The organism is Bacillus sp. PK6-025, assembly GCF_056530265.1.
In genome coordinates this window covers 118816-139496 of sequence record NZ_CP096509.1, presented here as the reverse complement: position 1 = coordinate 139496, position 20681 = coordinate 118816, and the positions used below count along the sequence as shown (strand labels likewise).

General features: G+C 44.8%; 21 protein-coding genes and 1 other annotated feature. All 21 genes read right to left on the bottom strand.

The features are described from left to right. The 21 genes from rplB to sigH all read right to left on the bottom strand — a co-directional run bounded on the left by rplB (nucleotide 1) and on the right by sigH (nucleotide 20676). Nucleotides 1-834 carry a 50S ribosomal protein L2 gene (rplB, locus tag M1D67_RS00750; protein ID WP_020449861.1) on the bottom strand — a complete coding sequence of 278 codons (834 nt, stop codon included), beginning with the start codon at nucleotides 832-834 and terminating at the stop codon, nucleotides 1-3. Between the two features lie 31 nt (nucleotides 835-865). Further along, complete coding sequence (gene rplW, locus M1D67_RS00745) at nucleotides 866-1153, bottom strand: 50S ribosomal protein L23 (RefSeq protein ID WP_020449860.1); 288 nt, start codon at nucleotides 1151-1153, stop codon at nucleotides 866-868. Continuing rightward, nucleotides 1153-1776 (bottom strand): 50S ribosomal protein L4, encoded by a 624-nt coding sequence (gene rplD / locus M1D67_RS00740; RefSeq protein WP_020449859.1) that lies wholly within the window; start codon nucleotides 1774-1776, stop codon nucleotides 1153-1155. Before rplD ends, rplW begins: the two co-directional genes overlap by 1 nt. Before the next feature lie 27 nt (nucleotides 1777-1803). Next, on the bottom strand, nucleotides 1804-2433 hold the full coding sequence (gene rplC, locus M1D67_RS00735) for a 50S ribosomal protein L3 (RefSeq protein ID WP_020449858.1): 630 nt from the start codon (nucleotides 2431-2433) through the stop codon (nucleotides 1804-1806). 38 nt (nucleotides 2434-2471) lie between these two features. Next, on the bottom strand, nucleotides 2472-2780 hold the full coding sequence (gene rpsJ, locus M1D67_RS00730) for a 30S ribosomal protein S10 (protein WP_003156464.1): 309 nt from the start codon (nucleotides 2778-2780) through the stop codon (nucleotides 2472-2474). A 293-nt stretch (nucleotides 2781-3073) separates the two neighbouring features. Continuing rightward, entirely contained in the window at nucleotides 3074-4264 is a 1191-nt protein-coding gene (tuf, locus tag M1D67_RS00725; protein ID WP_023855913.1) for an elongation factor Tu, read from the bottom strand. 119 nt (nucleotides 4265-4383) lie between these two features. Next, nucleotides 4384-6462 (bottom strand): elongation factor G, encoded by a 2079-nt coding sequence (fusA, locus tag M1D67_RS00720; RefSeq protein WP_023855914.1) that lies wholly within the window; start codon nucleotides 6460-6462, stop codon nucleotides 4384-4386. A 49-nt stretch (nucleotides 6463-6511) separates the two neighbouring features. Then, nucleotides 6512-6982 carry a 30S ribosomal protein S7 gene (gene rpsG / locus M1D67_RS00715; protein WP_003178317.1) on the bottom strand — a complete coding sequence of 157 codons (471 nt, stop codon included), beginning with the start codon at nucleotides 6980-6982 and terminating at the stop codon, nucleotides 6512-6514. A gap of 165 nt (nucleotides 6983-7147) precedes the next feature. Next, nucleotides 7148-7564 (bottom strand): 30S ribosomal protein S12, encoded by a 417-nt coding sequence (gene rpsL / locus M1D67_RS00710; RefSeq protein WP_020449855.1) that lies wholly within the window; start codon nucleotides 7562-7564, stop codon nucleotides 7148-7150. A gap of 104 nt (nucleotides 7565-7668) precedes the next feature. Continuing rightward, nucleotides 7669-7917, bottom strand: a complete 249-nt coding sequence (locus tag M1D67_RS00705; RefSeq protein WP_023855916.1) for a 50S ribosomal protein L7ae-like protein — start codon at nucleotides 7915-7917, stop codon at nucleotides 7669-7671. A 120-nt stretch (nucleotides 7918-8037) separates the two neighbouring features. Then, nucleotides 8038-11637 carry a DNA-directed RNA polymerase subunit beta' gene (rpoC, locus tag M1D67_RS00700; protein WP_020449853.1) on the bottom strand — a complete coding sequence of 1200 codons (3600 nt, stop codon included), beginning with the start codon at nucleotides 11635-11637 and terminating at the stop codon, nucleotides 8038-8040. Between the two features lie 59 nt (nucleotides 11638-11696). Next, complete coding sequence (gene rpoB / locus M1D67_RS00695; protein WP_020449852.1) at nucleotides 11697-15278, bottom strand: DNA-directed RNA polymerase subunit beta; 3582 nt, start codon at nucleotides 15276-15278, stop codon at nucleotides 11697-11699. Nucleotides 15279-15528: 250 nt separating this feature from the next. Beyond that, entirely contained in the window at nucleotides 15529-16134 is a 606-nt protein-coding gene (locus tag M1D67_RS00690) for a class I SAM-dependent methyltransferase (protein ID WP_020449851.1), read from the bottom strand. Nucleotides 16135-16273: 139 nt separating this feature from the next. Next, nucleotides 16274-16645, bottom strand: a complete 372-nt coding sequence (gene rplL / locus M1D67_RS00685) for a 50S ribosomal protein L7/L12 (RefSeq protein WP_003178305.1) — start codon at nucleotides 16643-16645, stop codon at nucleotides 16274-16276. A 44-nt stretch (nucleotides 16646-16689) separates the two neighbouring features. Continuing rightward, nucleotides 16690-17190, bottom strand: coding sequence for a 50S ribosomal protein L10 (gene rplJ, locus M1D67_RS00680; RefSeq protein WP_003178304.1), 501 nt, complete (start codon nucleotides 17188-17190; stop codon nucleotides 16690-16692). 69 nt (nucleotides 17191-17259) lie between these two features. Next, nucleotides 17260-17401, bottom strand: a sequence feature (ribosomal protein L10 leader region). Nucleotides 17402-17451: 50 nt separating this feature from the next. After that, nucleotides 17452-18150: a 50S ribosomal protein L1 gene (gene rplA / locus M1D67_RS00675; RefSeq protein WP_020449850.1), complete on the bottom strand. Its 699-nt coding sequence runs from the start codon at nucleotides 18148-18150 to the stop codon at nucleotides 17452-17454. A gap of 101 nt (nucleotides 18151-18251) precedes the next feature. After that, nucleotides 18252-18677: a 50S ribosomal protein L11 gene (gene rplK, locus M1D67_RS00670; protein ID WP_003178300.1), complete on the bottom strand. Its 426-nt coding sequence runs from the start codon at nucleotides 18675-18677 to the stop codon at nucleotides 18252-18254. Between the two features lie 169 nt (nucleotides 18678-18846). Beyond that, a complete protein-coding gene (gene nusG, locus M1D67_RS00665) occupies nucleotides 18847-19380 on the bottom strand; it encodes a transcription termination/antitermination protein NusG (protein WP_003178298.1) in 534 nt (177 codons plus the stop codon). A 176-nt stretch (nucleotides 19381-19556) separates the two neighbouring features. Then, nucleotides 19557-19736, bottom strand: coding sequence for a preprotein translocase subunit SecE (gene secE, locus M1D67_RS00660; RefSeq protein WP_003178291.1), 180 nt, complete (start codon nucleotides 19734-19736; stop codon nucleotides 19557-19559). Nucleotides 19737-19771: 35 nt separating this feature from the next. Continuing rightward, the gene (gene rpmG, locus M1D67_RS00655) at nucleotides 19772-19921 is read right to left on the bottom strand and encodes a 50S ribosomal protein L33 (RefSeq protein WP_020449849.1); all 150 of its coding nucleotides are present in this window, start codon (nucleotides 19919-19921) and stop codon (nucleotides 19772-19774) included. Nucleotides 19922-20004: 83 nt separating this feature from the next. Continuing rightward, the gene (gene sigH, locus M1D67_RS00650; protein ID WP_003178288.1) at nucleotides 20005-20676 is read right to left on the bottom strand and encodes an RNA polymerase sporulation sigma factor SigH; all 672 of its coding nucleotides are present in this window, start codon (nucleotides 20674-20676) and stop codon (nucleotides 20005-20007) included. Between the last annotated feature and the right edge of the window lie 5 nt (nucleotides 20677-20681).

The following is a 20681-nucleotide window of genomic DNA, read 5'->3' as shown; positions in this document are numbered from 1 at the left end:
TTATTTATTTTTACGACGACGTACGATGAATTTATCTGATTTGTTCTTTTTCTTACGAGTTTTGAATCCAAGAGTTGGTTTACCCCATGGAGACATAGGTGATTTACGTCCGATCGGAGCGCGTCCTTCACCACCACCGTGCGGGTGATCGTTAGGGTTCATAACAGAACCGCGAACTGTAGGACGGATGCCTTTCCAGCGTGAACGTCCTGCTTTACCAATGTTGATCAGTTCGTGCTGTTCGTTACCTACTTGACCGATAGAAGCACGGCAAGCAGAAAGAATCATGCGAACTTCACCGGAGTTCAGACGTACAAGAACGTATTTTCCTTCTTTACCAAGAACTTGAGCAGATGTACCAGCTGAACGTACAAGCTGTCCGCCTTTTCCAGGTTTCAATTCAATGTTGTGCACGACTGTACCAACAGGGATGTTGATCAGTGGAAGTGCGTTACCTACTTTAATGTCAGCTTCTGGTCCTGACATGATTTCAGTTCCTACTTGAAGGCCCTTAGGAGCCAGGATGTAGCGTTTTTCTCCGTCTACATAGTTAATTAGAGCAATGTTAGCTGAACGGTTTGGATCGTACTCAACTGTAGCAACGCGTCCAGGTATACCATCTTTATCGCGTTTGAAGTCGATAATACGGTATTGGCGTTTATGTCCGCCGCCTTGATGACGTACAGTTAATTTACCTTGGTTGTTGCGTCCGCCTTTTTTGTGAAGCGGGGCAAGCAAGGATTTTTCCGGCTGATCTGTCGTGATTTCCGCGAAATCAGACGTAGTCATGCCGCGACGTCCGTTAGAGGTCGGTTTGTACTTTTTAATCGCCATTTTGAATTTCCCTCCTTCTTTTTACAAGTGATTAAGCTTCAAAAATTTCGATTTCTTTGCTGTCTTCAGTAAGCTTAACAATCGCTTTTCTGCGTTTGTTTGTCATACCAGAGTAGCGGCCGACACGTTTGAATTTCCCTTTGTAGTTCATGATGTTGACTTTTTCAACTTTCACTCCAAAGATTTGCTCAACAGCGTCTTTCACTTCTGTTTTGTTAGCTCTTACGTCTACTTCAAACGTATATTTTTTCTCAGTCATTAAATCAGCAGAACGTTCAGTAATGACGGGGCGCTTTAGAACATCACGAGGATCTTTCATTATGCAAGCACCTCCTCTACTTTTTCAACCGCTGCTTTCGTGATCACAAGCTTCTCATGACCGACAACATCGAGGACGTTGATTCCGTTAGCTTCAACAACAGTAACTCCTGGAAGGTTACGAGCAGATAGTTCAACTGTCTCGTTTGCATCCGCAGTTACGATTAAAGCTTTCTTCTCGATAGACAGACCTTTAAGGATAGCTGCCATTTCTTTTGTTTTAACCGCATCAAGATTAAGATCTTCAAGAACGATCAAGTTGTTGTCATTCACTTTAGAAGACAATGCTGATTTGATAGCCAAGCGGCGAACTTTTTTCGGTAATTTATATGCATAGCTGCGTGGTGTAGGACCGAATACGATACCACCTCCGCGCCATTGCGGTGAACGGATAGATCCCTGACGAGCACGGCCGGTACCTTTTTGACGCCAAGGTTTGCGACCTCCGCCACGTACTTCCGAACGATTTTTTACTTTATGAGTTCCTTGACGTAAGGAAGCTCTTTGCATAAGAATAGCGTCGAATACTACGCTCTCATTTGGCTCGATTCCAAATACAGAGTCGTTTAATTCGATATCACCAGCAGTAGAACCGTTTTGGTTATATAAAGCTACTTTTGGCATGATCAATTTCCTCCTTTCCTAAGAGAATTATTTAGATTTAACAGCGCTTTTAACAGCGACTAATGATTTTTTCGCACCAGGAACGTTACCTTTAACTAAAAGAAGATTGCGCTCTGCATCCACTTTTACGATTTCAAGGTTTTGAACAGTGATTTGCTCTCCGCCCATACGTCCAGGCAACAGCTTTCCTTTGAATACACGGTTAGGGTCTACCGGTCCCATTGAACCAGGACGGCGATGGTAGCGTGAACCGTGAGACATAGGTCCGCGAGATTGTCCGTGGCGTTTGATGGCGCCTTGGAAACCTTTACCTTTCGATGTTCCTGTTACATCTACGACTTCTCCGTTAGAGAAAATATCAACTTTGACTTCCTGACCAACTTCATACGCATCCATATCCACTCCGCGTAATTCTTTAACGAAGCGCTTAGGAGCAGTTTCCGCTTTTGCAACGTGTCCTTTTTCTGGTTTGTTGGCAAGCTTCTCACGCTTGTCGTCAAAACCGATCTGAATCGCTTCATAGCCGTCGTTTTCAGAAGTTTTCTTCTGAAGTACAACGTTAGGAGCAGCTTCGATAACAGTTACCGGAATAAGATCACCGTTTTCTGCGAAAACTTGCGTCATACCAATTTTTCTTCCTAAGATTCCTTTGGTCATTCGTCACACCTCCTATAAAAATCATTCTATATTTTAGATTAAAGTTTAATTTCGATATCGACACCAGATGGTAAATCTAATCGCATTAGAGCATCGACAGTTTGTGGTGTTGGGTTCACAATGTCGATTAAACGTTTATGTGTACGCATTTCGAATTGCTCACGAGAATCTTTGTATTTGTGCACCGCACGAAGGATTGTGTAAACTGATTTCTCAGTTGGCAACGGAATCGGACCAGAAACGCTGGCTCCGGAACGTTTAGCCGTTTCAACAATCTTCTCAGCAGATTGATCAAGGATTCTATGATCATACGCTTTTAAACGAATACGAATTTTTTGTTTTGCCATTATTTTCCCTCCTTTTCGCCTACTTACATTAGACAATTCTCCGTGAGAAAAACCTGAATCACCTTGCCATGGCAAAGCGGCCGGGTGTGTCAGCAACCTCTCACTTCATCGCAGTCAAAGACCAACATGCACTATTATACAAAATTTATAGGCATGATGCAAGGTAATATTGAATATTACCGGCTTTTGCACACTTTTTTTATTATACAGATTCCAGCAAGGATAATCAAGGACTTCAGGACAAATAAAAAACGAGACCCGGTCGTCGGATCTCGTTTTTTATTTTATAAGTATTATTCAGTGATAGAAGATACTACGCCAGAACCAACTGTACGTCCGCCTTCACGGATAGAGAAGCGAGTTCCGTCTTCGATCGCGATTGTTGAAATCAATTCAACAGTCATTTCGATGTTGTCTCCAGGCATAACCATTTCTACGCCTTCTGGAAGCTGAATGATACCCGTTACGTCAGTTGTACGGAAGTAGAACTGAGGACGGTAGTTAGAGAAGAATGGAGTGTGACGTCCACCCTCTTCTTTAGAAAGAACGTAAACTTCAGCTTTGAACTTTTTATGTGGAGTGATTGTACCTGGTTTAGCAAGTACTTGACCACGTTGGATATCTTCACGAGATACACCGCGAAGAAGTGCACCGATGTTGTCTCCAGCTTCTGCATAGTCAAGAAGCTTACGGAACATTTCAACACCTGTAACAGTTGTTTTGCTGTTTTCTTCTTGAAGACCGATGATTTCAACTTCGTCACCGACTTTAACTTGTCCGCGCTCTACGCGTCCAGTAGCAACTGTTCCACGACCTGTGATTGAGAATACGTCCTCAACAGGCATCATGAATGGCTTTTCAGTATCGCGCTCTGGAGTTGGGATGTATTCGTCAACTGCATCCATCAGTTCGAAGATTTTAGCTTCGTATTCAGCGTCACCTTCAAGAGCTTTAAGTGCAGAACCTTTGATAACTGGTACATCGTCACCAGGGAACTCATACTCAGAAAGAAGATCGCGAACTTCCATTTCAACTAGCTCAAGAAGCTCTTCGTCGTCTACCATGTCGCATTTGTTCAAGAATACTACGATGTAAGGCACACCTACGTTACGAGAAAGAAGGATGTGCTCACGAGTTTGTGGCATTGGACCGTCAGCAGCAGATACAACAAGGATCGCTCCGTCCATTTGCGCAGCACCAGTGATCATGTTTTTAACATAGTCAGCGTGTCCTGGACAGTCAACGTGTGCATAGTGACGAGTTTCTGTTTCGTACTCAACGTGTGCAGTAGAGATTGTGATACCGCGCTCACGCTCTTCTGGAGCACCGTCGATTTGGTCGTATGCCATAGCAGTACCTTTACCAGATTTCTTATGAAGCACAGTTGTGATAGCAGCTGTTAATGTAGTTTTACCATGGTCAACGTGTCCAATTGTACCAATGTTGGCATGTGATTTGGAACGGTCGAATTTTTCTTTAGCCATTCTGAAAATCCTCCTTAAAAAGGTTAGTTTTTGTTATATAGAGTGATAGAAAGTGAAAGCGATGTTTCACTTTCTCATCTTACAATAGTATTTATACTTTAATGAAGAGGCAAAATCAATTATTCACCTTGATTTTTTTTGATGATCTCATCAGCAATGCTCTTAGGCACTTCTTCGTAATGGTCAAAGACCATTGTGAACGTACCGCGTCCTTGTGTGTTTGAACGGAGAGCCGTAGCGTAACCGAACATTTCAGAAAGTGGAACCATCGCGCGAACGACTTGAGCGTTTCCGCGTCCTTCCATACCTTCTACACGACCGCGGCGTGATGTAATATCACCCATGATGTCTCCCATGTATTCTTCTGGGATAACGACTTCAACTTTGGAGATCGGCTCAAGAATAACCGGGTTACACTTGCTTGCCGCGTTTTTAAGCGCCATTGAAGCAGCGATTTTAAACGCCATTTCGTTTGAGTCGACGTCATGGTAAGAACCGTCAAACAATTTCGCTTTGATGTCGATAACAGGGTAACCTGCGACTACACCGTTTTGAAGTGAATCTTCAAGTCCTGCTTGAACAGCCGGAATGTATTCACGAGGAACGACACCACCGACGATTGCGTTTTCGAACTCAAAGCCTTTTCCTTCTTCGTTTGGAGAGAATTCGATCCAAACGTGTCCGAACTGTCCGCGTCCACCAGACTGACGTACGAATTTACCTTCAACTTGCGCGCTCGCACGGAATGTTTCACGATACGCAACTTGAGGAGCACCAACGTTGGCTTCAACTTTAAATTCGCGTTTCATACGGTCAACGATGATATCAAGGTGAAGCTCACCCATACCGCCGATAATCGTTTGACCTGTTTCAGGGTCAGTATGCGCACGGAATGTTGGATCCTCTTCAGCCAATTTAGCCAGTGCAGTAGACATTTTGTCTTGGTCAGCCTTAGATTTAGGCTCGATTGCAACGTGGATAACAGGCTCAGGGAATTCCATAGATTCAAGAATAACAAGGTTTTTCTCGTCGCAAAGCGTGTCCCCTGTAGTCGTGTCTTTCAAACCTACAGCAGCAGCGATATCCCCTGCGTACACAGTAGAGATTTCTTCACGGCTGTTGGCGTGCATTTGCAGGATACGTCCGACGCGCTCACGTTTGCCTTTTGTTGAGTTTCTTACGTATGAACCGGAATCAAGTGTTCCTGAGTACACACGGAAGAACGTCAATTTACCAACGTAAGGGTCAGTCATAACTTTAAATGCAAGCGCTGAGAAAGGTGCGTCGTCAGAAGACTCACGAGTAACCTCTTCCTCAGAATCAGGCAGAGTACCTTTGATTGCCGGTACGTCAGTTGGAGCTGGCAGGTAGTCAAGAACTGCGTCAAGCACTAATTGAACACCTTTGTTTTTGAAAGCTGATCCACAAAGAACCGGATAGAACTCCACGTTACAAGTTCCTTTGCGGATTGCCGCTTTCAGCTCGTCAACTGTGATTTCTTCGCCTTCCAAGTACTTCATCATAAGCTCTTCATCAAGCTCAGCAACAGCTTCAATCAAGCTGGCGCGAAGCTCTTCAGCTTTGTCTTTGTACTCGGCAGGGATTTCACGCGCATCAGAGCGTGTTCCAAGATCATCTTCATAGTAGTACGCAACGTTTTCTACAAGGTCGATGATCCCTTCGAAATTGTCTTCGGCGCCAATCGGTAATTGGATCGCGTGAGCGTTCGCCTCAAGACGGTCTTTAAGAGTTCCTACAGAGTAAAGGAAGTCCGCACCCGTTTTGTCCATCTTGTTGACAAATACGATACGAGGTACTCCGTAAGTTGTTGCCTGACGCCAAACTGTTTCAGTTTGCGGCTCAACGCCTGATTGTGCGTCAAGAACGGCAACGGCACCATCAAGTACGCGCAGGGAACGTTCAACCTCAACTGTGAAGTCTACGTGTCCTGGTGTGTCGATGATGTTTACGCGGTAACCTTTCCACTGTGCAGTTGTTGCAGCGGATGTGATTGTGATACCGCGTTCTTGTTCCTGCTCCATCCAGTCCATTTGGGAAGCCCCTTCATGAGTTTCACCAATTTTATGGATACGGCCTGTGTAGAACAAGATACGTTCAGTTGTTGTCGTTTTACCGGCATCGATGTGAGCCATGATTCCGATATTACGAGTTTTTTCTAAGGAGAACTCTCTTGCCATTGGGTCTTTTCTCCTTCCTTCTTAGGGAATAATATTTTGTCGTGTGAGATTACCAGCGATAGTGAGCGAACGCTTTGTTTGCTTCAGCCATCTTATGAGTATCTTCACGTTTCTTAACAGCTGCACCAGTGTTGTTAGCTGCATCAAGGATTTCGTTAGCTAAACGCTCTTCCATCGTTTTTTCTCCGCGAAGACGAGCGTAGTTTACTAACCAGCGAAGTCCAAGAGTCGTACGGCGTTCAGGACGAACCTCTACAGGTACTTGGTAGTTTGCACCACCTACGCGGCGTGCTTTAACTTCAAGCACTGGCATGATGTTCTTCAATGCTTGTTCGAAAACCTCCATTGCATCGTTGCCGGTACGTTCTTTAATAATATCGAATGACTTGTATAGGATTGTTTGAGCTTTACCTTTTTTACCGTCGATCATCATTTTGTTGATCAAACGAGTAACCAGTTTAGAGTTGTAAAGCGGATCAGGTAAAACATCTCTTTTTGCTACAGGACCTTTACGTGGCATCTGATTATCCTCCCTTCTCTTGTTACGGGTTTACAGTAAGCAGAGGGATTTCACGGTTCAGCTGCCGGGATCAAACCAGCGCTAGGCGCGAAAAGCCTGATGCCCTTAACAGCATTGCCAGAACTCCTTGCTTTTAAAAACCCTTTTATTTGTATTTAAACGGAATTATTTTTTCTTAGGACGTTTTGTACCGTATTTAGAACGGCCTTGTGCACGGTTTTCAACTCCGGCAGTATCAAGCGCGCCACGCACGATGTGGTAGCGTACCCCCGGTAAGTCTTTTACACGTCCACCGCGGATCAATACGACACTGTGCTCTTGCAGGTTGTGTCCGATACCAGGAATGTAGGCCGTAACCTCGATTCCGTTAGTTAAACGAACACGGGCATATTTACGAAGCGCCGAGTTCGGCTTCTTCGGTGTCATTGTACCGACACGAGTACATACTCCGCGTTTTTGTGGTGAAGATACGTTAGTGTGCTCTTTCTTGAAGCTGTTGTATCCTTTGTTAAGTGCTGGAGACTTAGAATTTTCAACTTTGCTTACGCGTCCTTTGCGGACTAGCTGATTAATTGTAGGCATTTTGTAATTCCTCCCTTCATCATGTTTTATAACCCACATACCCAGGTGGTTCATTTAAAAGCAAAAAACAATGCCTTTGCATAAAAGCAAAAACAACGAGTACGTTATTGAATAATGGCAACAGCTGCAGCTCCGACTTCAATTCCGCAGGCTTTGCCGAGCTTTTTCATGGACTCTGCCATTGAGACGGGAATCCCTTGTTCATTTGCCAGGTTAATAACATCTGACGTCAGAAAAGGATCAGCGTCTTTTGCTACGACGACTTCCTTAACAGAATTGCGCTTCAGCGCTTTGACTGTCTGCTTCGTACCGATAATAATAGATTGAGCCTGTGATACTTTATCATAAGACATCATATATCCTCCAAAGTAACAGGTTTAAATTGAGCACCTTGGTTATATTATCATCCTGAAAGAAGGATGTCAACACATGATGACAATTTTTAGTGACATCCTTCTTTAGGATTTTTTTATTTATTCAGCCGGAACCATTTCATCAGATGATTGGACTTGCAATACCGGCTTCACTTTACGGTAGTTCAGCATACCCGTTCCAGCAGGAACAAGCTTACCGATGATAACATTCTCTTTCAGGCCGAGAAGCTCATCGCGTTTTCCTTTGATTGCTGCATCTGTCAGGACACGTGTTGTTTCCTGGAATGACGCGGCAGACAGGAAGGAATCCGTTTCAAGCGATGCTTTGGTGATACCGAGAAGCACCGGACGGCCTGTTGCAGGGCGTTTGCCTCCGAGCAGAACTTTTTTGTTCGCTTCGGTAAACTGGTGAATATCGAGCAGCGTGCCTGGCAGCACTTCCGTGTCGCCGGCATCGATGACACGCACTTTGCGAAGCATCTGGCGAACCATAACCTCGACGTGCTTATCCCCGATTTCAACCCCTTGCATACGATAAACCTTCTGCACTTCATGAAGGAGGTATTCTTGCACCGTCGTGATGTCAGTAACTTTCAGAAGCTCTTTCGGATCAACCGAACCTTCTGTCAGCACCTGGCCACGGGAAATTTTCTCTCCTTCAGTGACTTTCAGGCGCGCGTTGTAAGGCGCCGTATATGAACGGCTTTCGACTTCGCCCTGAACGACGATTTCCTGCTGTTTGTCACGCACTTCATTGATTTCAGCTACGACACCGTCAATTTCAGAGATCGTCGCTTGACCTTTAGGGTTTCGCGCTTCAAACAATTCCTGGATACGCGGCAAACCTTGTGTAATATCGTCTCCGGCAACCCCGCCCGTATGGAAGGTACGCATTGTTAACTGTGTACCCGGCTCACCAATGGACTGGGCAGCGATGATTCCGACTGCTTCCCCGACTTCGACGTCGGTTCCTGTTGCCAGGTTGCGGCCGTAGCATCGTTTACATACACCATGTGACGTATTACATGTAAATGCGGAGCGGATCCACACTTCTTCAATGCCTGCTTCGACAATTTCGAGCGCTTTATCTTCGTCGATCAGCTCGTTTTCATCCACAAGCACTTCACCTGTTTCCGGATGTTTAACAGGTTTTCTCGCGAATCGGCCGACAAGACGCTCTTCAAGACGCTCGATCACTTCTGTGCCTTCCGTGATGGCTTTGGCAAGAATACCTCGGTCTGTGCCGCAGTCAGTCTCACGAATGATGACGTCTTGGGCTACGTCTACGAGACGGCGTGTCAGGTAACCTGAGTCGGCTGTCTTCAGAGCCGTATCCGCAAGACCTTTACGCGCACCGTGAGTAGAGATAAAGTACTCGAGTACCGTTAAACCTTCGCGGAAGCTTGACTTGATCGGAAGTTCGATGATCCGTCCAGCCGGGTTGGCCATCAGACCGCGCATACCCGCAAGCTGCGTAAAGTTTGATGCGTTACCCCGGGCTCCGGAATCACTCATCATGTAGATCGGGTTGATTTCATCCAGGGATTTCATCAGCTTGCCTTGGATCGTATCTTTAGCTGCACTCCAGATGGAAATGACCCGTTCATAACGCTCTTCTTCAGTAATCAGACCACGTCTGAACTGCTTCATGACGTTATCAACTTTTCCTTGCGCTTCTTCAAGGATTTCCTGTTTGTCGTCCAATACGACGATATCGGAAACACCGACCGTAATTCCGGCTTTTGTCGAATATTTAAATCCAAGGTTTTTCATGCGGTCAAGCATTTTTGATGTTTCTGTAATATGGAATCTTTTGAAGATCTCCGCAATGATTTTACCCAAAATGCCTTTTTTGAACGGCTGGTTGATTTCCTGGTTCTTAATGGCTTCTTTAACATCTGCACCGTAATCCAAGAAGAAACGGTCAGGTGTTTTTTCTTCAATGTTGCTCTTCGTCGGTTCGTTCATGTATGGGAACGACGGCGGAAGAATCTCGTTGAAGATCAGTTTTCCGACAGTTGTAACGAGCAGCTTGGAACGCTGTTCTTCGGTAAATGTTTCATTTTTCAGGGAGTTAACCGCAACGGCTACTCTCGTATGCAAATGAACATATCCGTTTTGATACGCAAGAAGCGCTTCATCCGTATCTTTGAAAACCATACCTTCGCCGACTGCGCCTGGGCGTTCTAGCGTCAGATAGTAGTTTCCAAGCACCATATCCTGAGACGGCGTAACGACCGGTTTTCCGTCTTTAGGGTTCAGGATGTTTTGTGCGGCAAGCATCAAGATGCGCGCCTCAGCTTGCGCTTCTGCTGATAAAGGAACGTGAACCGCCATTTGGTCACCGTCAAAGTCAGCGTTGTATGCCGTACATACAAGCGGATGAAGACGGATGGCACGGCCTTCGACAAGCGTTGGTTCAAACGCTTGAATACCTAATCTGTGAAGCGTAGGTGCACGGTTGAGAAGCACAGGGTGTTCTTTGATAACTGATTCAAGGACATCCCAGACTTCCGGCTGAACGCGCTCAATTTTACGCTTCGCACTCTTAATGTTGTGGGCAAGACCTTTTTCAACAAGCTCTTTCATGACGAATGGCTTGAACAGTTCCAGCGCCATTTCTTTCGGAAGACCGCATTGATACATTTTCAGGTTCGGACCTACGACGATAACCGAACGGCCTGAGTAGTCAACACGTTTACCGAGAAGGTTTTGACGGAAACGGCCTTGTTTACCTTTCAGCATGTGAGAAAGGGATTTTAACGGTCTGTTTCCCGGACCTGTAACAGGACGGCCTCTGCGTCCGTTATCGATCAGCGCGTCCACGGCTTCTTGAAGCATGCGCTTTTCGTTTTGAACGATAATGCTTGGCGCTCCAAGATCCAAAAGACGTTTTAAACGATTGTTACGGTTGATGACACGGCGGTACAAATCGTTCAGATCGGAAGTTGCAAAACGTCCACCGTCAAGCTGTACCATCGGTCTCAGCTCAGGCGGAATGACCGGAAGAACGTCGAGGATCATCCAGGACGGCTTATTTCCGGAGTTGCGGAATGCTTCCAATACTTCCAAGCGTTTGATCGCACGTGTGCGGCGCTGTCCTTGTGACGTTTTAAGCTCTTCTTTCAGCATATCCACTTCTTTATCGAGGTCGATATCTTGAAGGAGCTTATGAATCGCTTCAGCACCCATTGATGCCTGGAATTTATTTCCGTATTTATCAAGGTACGCCCGGTACTCTTTTTCAGAAAGAAGCTGTTTTTTCTCAAGCGGTGTATTGGCCGGATCTGTTACGACATAAGAAGCAAAGTAAATGACTTCTTCCAATGCGCGCGGAGACATATCCAGCACAAGACCCATACGGCTCGGGATTCCTTTAAAATACCAGATGTGAGAAACAGGGGCTGCCAGCTCGATATGCCCCATTCTCTCACGACGGACTTTAGCCCGGGTTACTTCAACTCCACAACGGTCGCAGACTACGCCTTTATAACGAACCCGCTTGTACTTTCCGCAGTGGCATTCCCAGTCCTTTTGAGGACCGAAAATGCGCTCGCAGAATAGACCATCTTTTTCAGGTTTCAAAGTACGATAGTTGATTGTTTCAGGCTTTTTCACTTCTCCGTAAGACCATGAACGGATTTTGTCAGGTGAAGCGAGACCGATGTTCATATACTCAAAATTGTTCACATCCAGCAAGGGGCCTACCTCCCTTTTTATCTTCGGGTTATACCCTGTCACTTGCGTATAAAATTCGTTTATTCTTTTGTGACGACATCGCGCTCTGCGTCAGCAGAAACGAATTCTTCAGACTCTTCATCATTCGGCAGAGAAAGCCCTTCGTTTTGTTTCGCGTCTTCGTCGTCTTCCAAGTCTCTCATTTCGATTTCTTCTTCGTCGCTTGATAGGATTTTGACGTCCATACCTAAGCTTTGAAGCTCTTTGATCAATACTTTGAACGATTCCGGAACACCAGGTTCTGGAACATTGTCGCCTTTTACGATGGCTTCGTATGTTTTCACACGGCCTACGACATCATCCGATTTAACAGTCAGGATTTCTTGAAGTGTATATGCTGCACCGTAAGCTTCAAGCGCCCAAACTTCCATCTCTCCAAAACGCTGTCCACCGAACTGCGCTTTACCTCCGAGAGGCTGCTGGGTAACGAGTGAGTAAGGACCTGTAGAACGCGCGTGCAATTTGTCGTCAACCATGTGAGCCAATTTGATCATGTACATGATGCCGACAGACACCCGGTTGTCAAACGGCTCCCCAGTTCGGCCGTCGTAAAGGACTGTCTTTGCGTCCCTTGACATGCCGGCTTCTTCAAGCGTTTCCCACACATCTTCTTCGCGGGCACCGTCAAATACCGGCGACGCGACATGCAGACCGAGACGGCGTGCAGCCATACCAAGGTGCAGCTCCAACACCTGCCCGATGTTCATACGCGATGGTACGCCCAGCGGGTTTAACATGATGTCAATCGGTGTTCCGTCAGGCAGATACGGCATATCTTCCTCAGGAAGGATTTTCGAAATAACACCTTTGTTCCCGTGGCGTCCGGCCATTTTGTCCCCTTCAGAAATTTTACGCTTCTGAACGATGTAAACGCGGACGAGCTGGTTAACGCCCGGAGGCAGTTCGTCTCCGTCTTCGCGGTTGAACACTTTTACATCAAGGATGATACCGCCGCCTCCGTGAGGCACACGCAGCGACGTATCGCGGACTTCACGCGCTTTTTCGCCGAAGATGGCGTGAAGCAGGCGCTCTTCTGCAGTAAGCTCTGTAACACCTTTAGGCGTTACTTTACCAACAAGAAGATCTCCGTCTTTTACTTCAGCACCGACACGGATAATTCCGCGTTCATCGAGATTGCGAAGAGCGTCTTCACCGACGTTTGGAATATCACGTGTAATTTCTTCAGGTCCGAGTTTTGTATCCCGGGCCTCTGATTCGTATTCCTCAATATGAATAGACGTGTATACGTCGTCTTTTACAAGGCGTTCGCTCATGATGATGGCATCCTCGTAGTTGTAGCCATCCCATGTCATAAAGCCGACCATGACGTTGCGTCCAAGGGCAAGCTCACCTTTTTCCATAGACGGACCGTCAGCTAAAATTTCACCTTTTACAACCTCATCACCGACGCTTACGATCGGACGCTGGTTGTAGCAAGTTCCCTGGTTGGAACGAACAAACTTCAGCAGGCTGTATTTATCAAGGTTTCCTTTGACTTTCTGGCCGTCGACTTCTTCATAACGGCGCACCCAGATGTTTTTCGCTTCCACCCGTTCAACGATTCCAGGATGGCGGCAAATAACAGCGGCACCGGAGTCTTTTGCAGATACATACTCCATTCCGGTTCCGACGATCGGAGATTCAGGCTGCATAAGAGGTACAGCCTGCCGTTGCATGTTCGCTCCCATTAGGGCGCGGTTTGAGTCATCGTTTTCCAAGAATGGAATACATGCAGTCGCGGCAGAGACAACCTGTTTAGGCGAAACGTCCATATAGTCGACGCGGTCTTTCGGAACAACGGTGTTCTCCCCTCTGAAACGGGCGACGATGCTGTCATCCACAAAAGATCCGTCATCATTCAGACGTGCGTTAGCCTGGGCAACGACATAGTTGTCTTCTTCATCAGCTGTCAAGTAATCGATTCTCGGCGTTACTTTTCCAGTCTCAGGGTCAACGCGGCGATACGGCGTTTCGATGAAGCCGAAACGGTTCACTTTCGCGAATGAAGAAAGCGAGTTGATCAAACCGATGTTTGGACCCTCAGGAGTTTCAATCGGACACATCCGGCCGTAGTGGGAATAGTGAACGTCACGGACTTCCATTCCGGCACGCTCACGGGTCAAACCGCCCGGTCCAAGCGCTGACAGACGGCGCTTATGCGTCAGCTCAGCAAGCGGATTCGTCTGATCCATAAACTGAGAAAGCTGCGAGCTTCCGAAAAACTCTTTGATTGATGCAATGACAGGGCGAATATTGATCAGCTGCTGTGGCGTGATCGTGTTTGTATCTTGAATAGACATTCTTTCACGAACAACACGCTCCATTCTGCTTAAACCGATACGGAATTGGTTTTGCAGAAGCTCTCCCACTGAACGGAGACGGCGGTTTCCTAAATGGTCGATATCGTCGGTATCGCCCACTCCGTGAAGCAGGTTAAAGAAATAGCTGATGGAAGAGATAATATCAGAAGGTGTAATATTTTTAACGCCTTCTTCAATATAAGCATTTCCAATCACATTGATTGTCTGCTCCCCTTCTTGATCTGTCGGGGCATAGATTTTAATAGACTGAAGCGTCACTTCATCTTCAACAACTCCGCCGTTCGGATACAGCTTTTTAAAACCGATTCCGTTTTCAAGGTAAGGCAGGACTTTGTCAAGCGTTCTTCTGTCTAAAATCGCGCCTTTTTCGGCAAGAATTTCGCCTGTTTCAGGATCGATCAGCGTTTCAGCAAGCCGCTGATTAAACAGTCTGTTTTTGATGTGAAGCTTTTTATTAATTTTATAACGTCCTACACTTGCAAGGTCATATCTTTTCGGATCAAAGAACCTTGAATCAAGCAGGCTTTTTGCGTTTTCTACTGTAGGCGGCTCTCCTGGACGAAGACGCTCGTAGATTTCAAGAAGCGCTTTATCGGTGTTTTCCGTATTATCTTTATCAAGCGTATTGCGCAAATACTCGTTTTCACCGATGAGATCAATGATCTCTTGGTCAGATCCGAAGCCAAGAGCACGCAAAAGAACCGTAACCGGCAACTTACGTGTGCGATCGATGCGTACATAAACAACATCTTTCGCATCAGTCTCGTATTCTAACCATGCGCCACGGTTTGGAATGACAGTCGCGGTAAAACCTTTCTTACCGTTTTTGTCTACTTTACCACTAAAATATACACTTGGAGAACGAACGAGCTGAGATACAATGACCCGTTCCGCACCGTTGATAATAAAGGTTCCAGTGTCTGTCATAATAGGGAAATCACCCATGAAGACATCCTGATCCTTTACTTCACCGGTCTCTTTGTTGATTAAGCGGACTTTAACACGCAGCGGAGCTGAGTAGGTCACGTCGCGCTCTTTTGATTCTTCTACCGGATACTTAGGCTCGCCCAAGCTGTAGTCGATAAATTCCAGAGAGAGGTTACCAGTGAAATCCTCAATTGGCGATATGTCTTGAAACATCTCTCTAAGACCCTCATCAAGAAACCACTGATAAGAAGAGGTTTGAATTTCAATGAGATTTGGTAATTCTAACACTTCGCTAATGCGTGCATAGCTTCTGCGCTGGCGGTGTCGTCCATACTGAACTAGTTGACCTGTCAACTGATTCACCCCTCAAATCATGCGTAATATATGTGTAACAAGCATTTCTTCCGCAAATATGTAAGAAATACTTTTACAAGACAAAAGAAAAAAGGGTTTCTAATTTAGAAAACCACATCCAAAAACAAAATACCGATTTTATTAGTGTTCCCAAAAATGTATATTTTATACAAACCTAGGCGTTTCTTAAAAACAGCAGCAAAATATATACATTGGCATTTTATAATATTAACATAGCTGAAAATCCGAGTCAAACTTTTTTTGCTTTGATGATATAGTACCCTTTCTTTTTGTGAACGACTTCAACGTCCGCAAAAAGTTCTTTTAATTTTTCAATGGCAGAAGGCCCGCCTTGTTTTTTCTGAATGACGACCCACAGCTCTCCTGAAGGCCGCAAATGTTCAGCGCTTTTTTCAAAGATGGCGTGCACAGTTTTTTTCCCGGCGCGTATGGGGGGATTAGTAATAATAGAAGCGAATTTTTTTGCAGGTTCGACGTTGGCAAACAGATCACTCTGATAGATCTTTGTGTTGTCGATCTGATTATTTAACGCGTTTTCCTTCGAAAGTTCGACAGCTCTTTCATTAACATCGATCATGTGAACCATTCGATCTTCGAAATCCGCAGCAAGCGAAAGACCAATCGGGCCATAGCCGCAGCCTACATCCAAAAAATCACCTTCTGTATCCGGTTCCCGGAAAGCTTCAATCAGCAGCCTTGAGCCAAAGTCCACTTCTCTTTTTGAAAAAACTCCGCTGTCGCTGATAAAAGTAAACGTCCGGTTTCTCAAGCGAAATGCCCACGTTGATCTGCTGCTTTTTGCTGAAGGTTTTTCCGAATAATAATGGTCAGTCATCACAGAACCTCCTCAGTTGGTGAACTCTCCAGATATCTTGAAACAAGATGGCGTATCTTATGCGGAAGGGACTACAATTAATTAGCAAAGAAAAAGCCCGCTTTTAAAAGCGAGCTTTCCCCTAAAGATTAGGTGAAGATTACTTAACTTCTACAGAAGCGCCAACTTCTTCAAGTTTAGCTTTAAGCTCTTCAGCTTCTTCTTTCGCAATACCTTCTTTAAGAGGTTTTGGAGTGTTGTCAACAAGTTCTTTAGCTTCTTTCAAGCCAAGACCAGTGATTTCACGAACAACTTTGATAACTTTGATTTTTTGATCTCCTGCACCAGCAAGAACAAGATCAAATTCAGTTTTTTCTTCAGCAGCACCGCCTGCAGCAGCTCCGCCAGCTACAGCTACAGGAGCAGCAGCAGTTACGCCAAATTCTTCTTCGATTGCTTTTACTAAGTCGTTCAATTCAAGTACAGTTGCTTCTTTAACGGAAGCAATGATTTCTTCGATATTTAAAGCCATTTGTAATTCCTCCATTTTGTTTTATTTTTTAGATACTGATGCTATTAAGCGCCTTGTTCTTCCTTTTGTTCTGCAACAGCTTTAGTTGCAAGAGCAAGGTTGCGAACTGGAGCTTGAAGTACGCTAAGCAACATAGAAAGCAAGCCTTCGCGAGATGGAAGTTCAGCAAGAGCTTTCACTTCTTCAACTGTAGATACTTTGCCTTCGATTACGCCCGCTTTGATTTCAAGAGCTTCGTGCTTTTTAGCAAACTCGTTAAGAACTTTAGCTGGAGCGACAACATCTTCAGTGCTGAATGCAATCGCATTCGGTCCTGTTAAGAAATCGTTCAAACCATCAAGTTCAGCTTGTTCAACCGCACGGCGAGTCATCGTGTTTTTGTACACTTTGAACTCAACGTTAGCTTCGCGAAGCTGTTTACGAAGTTCTGTTACTTCAGCTACGTTAAGGCCGCGATAGTCAACGATGATCGTTGATTTACTTTCTTTCAGTTTAGAAGTAATTTCTTCAACAACAACTTTTTTTGTTTCAATTGCGCTGCTCATGGTTACACCTCCTGTAAGATTCATCTGTGTAACACTTATACCGTTCGGTGATCACGTTCTTTAACGACATCTTCCATATAAAAAGCCTCCATTCGACATGGAGGCTGTATATACAAGCATACGTAACGCTAGAGCTGTGATATATATACACCTCGGTAGGAGATTAAGCCTTATCGGCACCTACTGTCTACGGTATAAATGGACATATTTTATTTTTACAACGTTTTGAATTATATCAGAACGTCTTATCAAAAGTCAATATTATTTTACGTTGAAAGTTGAAGGGTCCACTTTGATTCCAGGTCCCATTGTAGATGTAACAGAAACGTTTTTCACGTATACACCTTTAGCAGCAGCAGGTTTCGCTTTCAAAATTGTGTCGTACATTGTCGCGAAGTTTTCTACAAGCTTGCCTTCTTCGAATGACACTTTTCCGATTGGAACGTGGATGTTTCCTGCTTTATCAACGCGGTATTCAACTTTACCAGCTTTGATTTCGTTGACTGCTTTTTCAACTTCGAAAGTAACCGTTCCTGTTTTAGGGTTTGGCATAAGACCTTTTGGTCCAAGCACGCGTCCGATTTTACCGACTTCACCCATCATATCAGGAGTCGCAACGATTACATCAAAATCAAACCAGCCTTGCTGAATTTTGTTGATGTAATCAGAATCGCCTACGTAGTCTGCACCAGCAGCTTCTGCTTCTTTCGCTTTTTCGCCCTTAGCGAAAACAAGAACGCGCTGAGTTTTGCCTGTTCCGTTTGGAAGTACAACTGCACCGCGGATTTGCTGGTCGTTTTTACGAGGGTCAACACCTAAACGGAATGCCGCTTCAACAGTGGCATCGAATTTAGCTGTGTTTGTTTTTTTCACAAGCTCAATCGCTTCGTTTACGTCGTAAGCTTTTGTACGCTCTACAAGCTTGGCAGCTTCGACGTATTTTTTACCTTTTTTAGCCATTTTAAAATTTCCTCCTTAGTGGTTTTAGCGGAATAACCTCCCACGAATAAGGGTTGCGAACTTGTCTGATCCAAACTCGCAACCCAGCAAAGAGACAAAACTTAGTCTTCGATCACAATACCCATACTGCGGGCAGTTCCTTCAACCATACGCATAGCCGCTTCAACATCTGCCGCATTTAAGTCAGGCATTTTTGTTTCGGCGATTTCACGTACTTTATCGCGTTTAACGGTTGCGACTTTATTACGGTTAGGCTCACCAGAACCTGACTCAATTCCAGCCGCTTTTTTAAGCAATACAGCAGCAGGCGGAGTTTTTGTGATAAATGTAAATGAACGGTCTTCGTAAACCGAAATTTCTACAGGAATGATCAGACCAGCTTGGTCAGATGTACGAGCGTTAAACTCCTTACAGAATCCCATGATGTTAACACCGGCTTGACCCAATGCAGGACCAACTGGCGGAGCTGGATTCGCTTTTCCAGCAGGAATTTGCAATTTTACAACTTTAACTACTTTTTTAGCCACGAGACACACCTCCTTAAGTCCGTGATGTGGTAATAGGGTGAACCCTCCCACTCAAGGTCTCATTCTTTATATGAATGATGAAAATATCAAGCTAGCTGCCTTGACCTTTTTGCCAAGACGCACCTTTGTATATTATCACTTTTATATAGTGATTTCAAGCGCTTTTCCATTACAATTTGTCAACTTGAGTAAATTCGAGCTCAACCGGGGTCTCTCTTCCGAACATATTAACGAATACTTTGACTTTATTTTTGTCGTGGTCGATCTCTTCGATCGTCCCTGTGAAATCAGCAAACGGGCCGTCGATCACCTTGACGGTTTCTTTTAATTCAAAGTCGATTTCTGTTTTTCTTTCTTCAAGCCCCATCCGCTTCAGAATTTTTTCCGCTTCGCCCGGAAGCAGCGCAGTCGGCTTTGAACCTGATCCGGCTGAACCGACAAACCCGGTCACGCCAGGCGTATTTCGAACAACATACCAGGAATCATCCGTCATGACTAGTTCGACAAGTACATACCCAGGGAATACTTTCTTTTTAACGACTTTTTTCTTGCCGTTTTTAATATCGGTTTCTTCCTCTTCAGGTACAACGACGCGGAATATCTTATCCTGCATCCCCATCGATTCCACCCGTTTTTCCAAATTCGCCTTTACTTTATTTTCATAGCCGGAGTACGTATGAACCACATACCATTTCTTTTCCATTCTCATTCAGGACCCTTTCAGTCCTTCCCTCCCCACACCTTAAAAGTTTTTGGCCGTACCGGGAAACTGACACTTTCTTTTATACGAGCCTCATATTTTGAAACAATGAAAAAACCCGTTAAACGGGTTTTTTGGCAAGTCATATTTAGATCTATTATAACACGTTATGCTGATCATTATTCAACTATTAAACGAATTAATTGCGTAATACCCGAATCGATGAGTGCAAAAAAGATAGCGAAAAAGATAACGGTGGTGATAACAGTGATCGTATAGCGCGTTAGTTCTTTTCCTTTAGGCCAGGTGACCTTTTTCATTTCTTTTCCGACATTCTTTAAAAATTTGATAATACCCATGGTAAGAAACCTCCACAACCTAAAAACAAAAACGCCTATTTTGTTTCCAGATGTACTGTATGTGAATTGCAGTTATTGCAGTATTTCTTTACTTCGAGCCGTTCAGCCAAAGCTGCGGAGCTTTTCATTGTCGTATAATTACGACTTCCGCAATTTTTGCAGGCTAACGTTACTTTTTTCTTCATGTTTACACCTTTTTCTGGACGATCATTTTCCTAAGTAACATATCACAGTCATAAAATGACTGTCAATATGCCATAAGCATTGGCTACAAGCTGATTTCGCGGAGCTCCAGGTACTTTTCAAGCTTTCTTTTGACACGCTGAAGCGCATTATCGATCGATTTTACATGGCGGTTTAGTTCTTCGGATATTTCCTGATAGGATCTTCCGTCGAGATAGAGCGCAAGAACTTTTCTTTCTAAATCACTAAGCAATTCTCCCATTTTCAGCTCGATATCATCGAATTCTTCCTGATTGATGATCAGCTCTTCAGGATTCATGACCTTGGCTCCGGAAATCACGTCGAGAAGCGTCCGGTCTGATTCCTCGTCATAAATGGGCTTGTCCAGCGACACATAAGAATTGAGCGGAATATGTTTCTGGCGAGTAGCTGTTTTGATAGCGGTAATAATTTGGCGGGTAATGCATAATTCTGCAAAAGCTTTGAATGAAGTCAGCTTGTCCTCTCTAAAATCACGGATAGATTTGTAGAGTCCAATCATGCCTTCCTGAACGATATCTTCCCGATCAGCCCCGATTAAGAAGTAGGATCTTGCTTTTGCCCTTACAAAATTACGGTACTTTGTAATCAAGTAATCTAACGCATCACTGTCTCCGACATGAACCATTTCAATGACCTGCTCGTCTTCCAACTGGCAAAAACGTTCTTTGCTGAACTGTTCTTTGCTGAATTTTCCCTGGTTGTTTTGTAAGTTCACTCCGA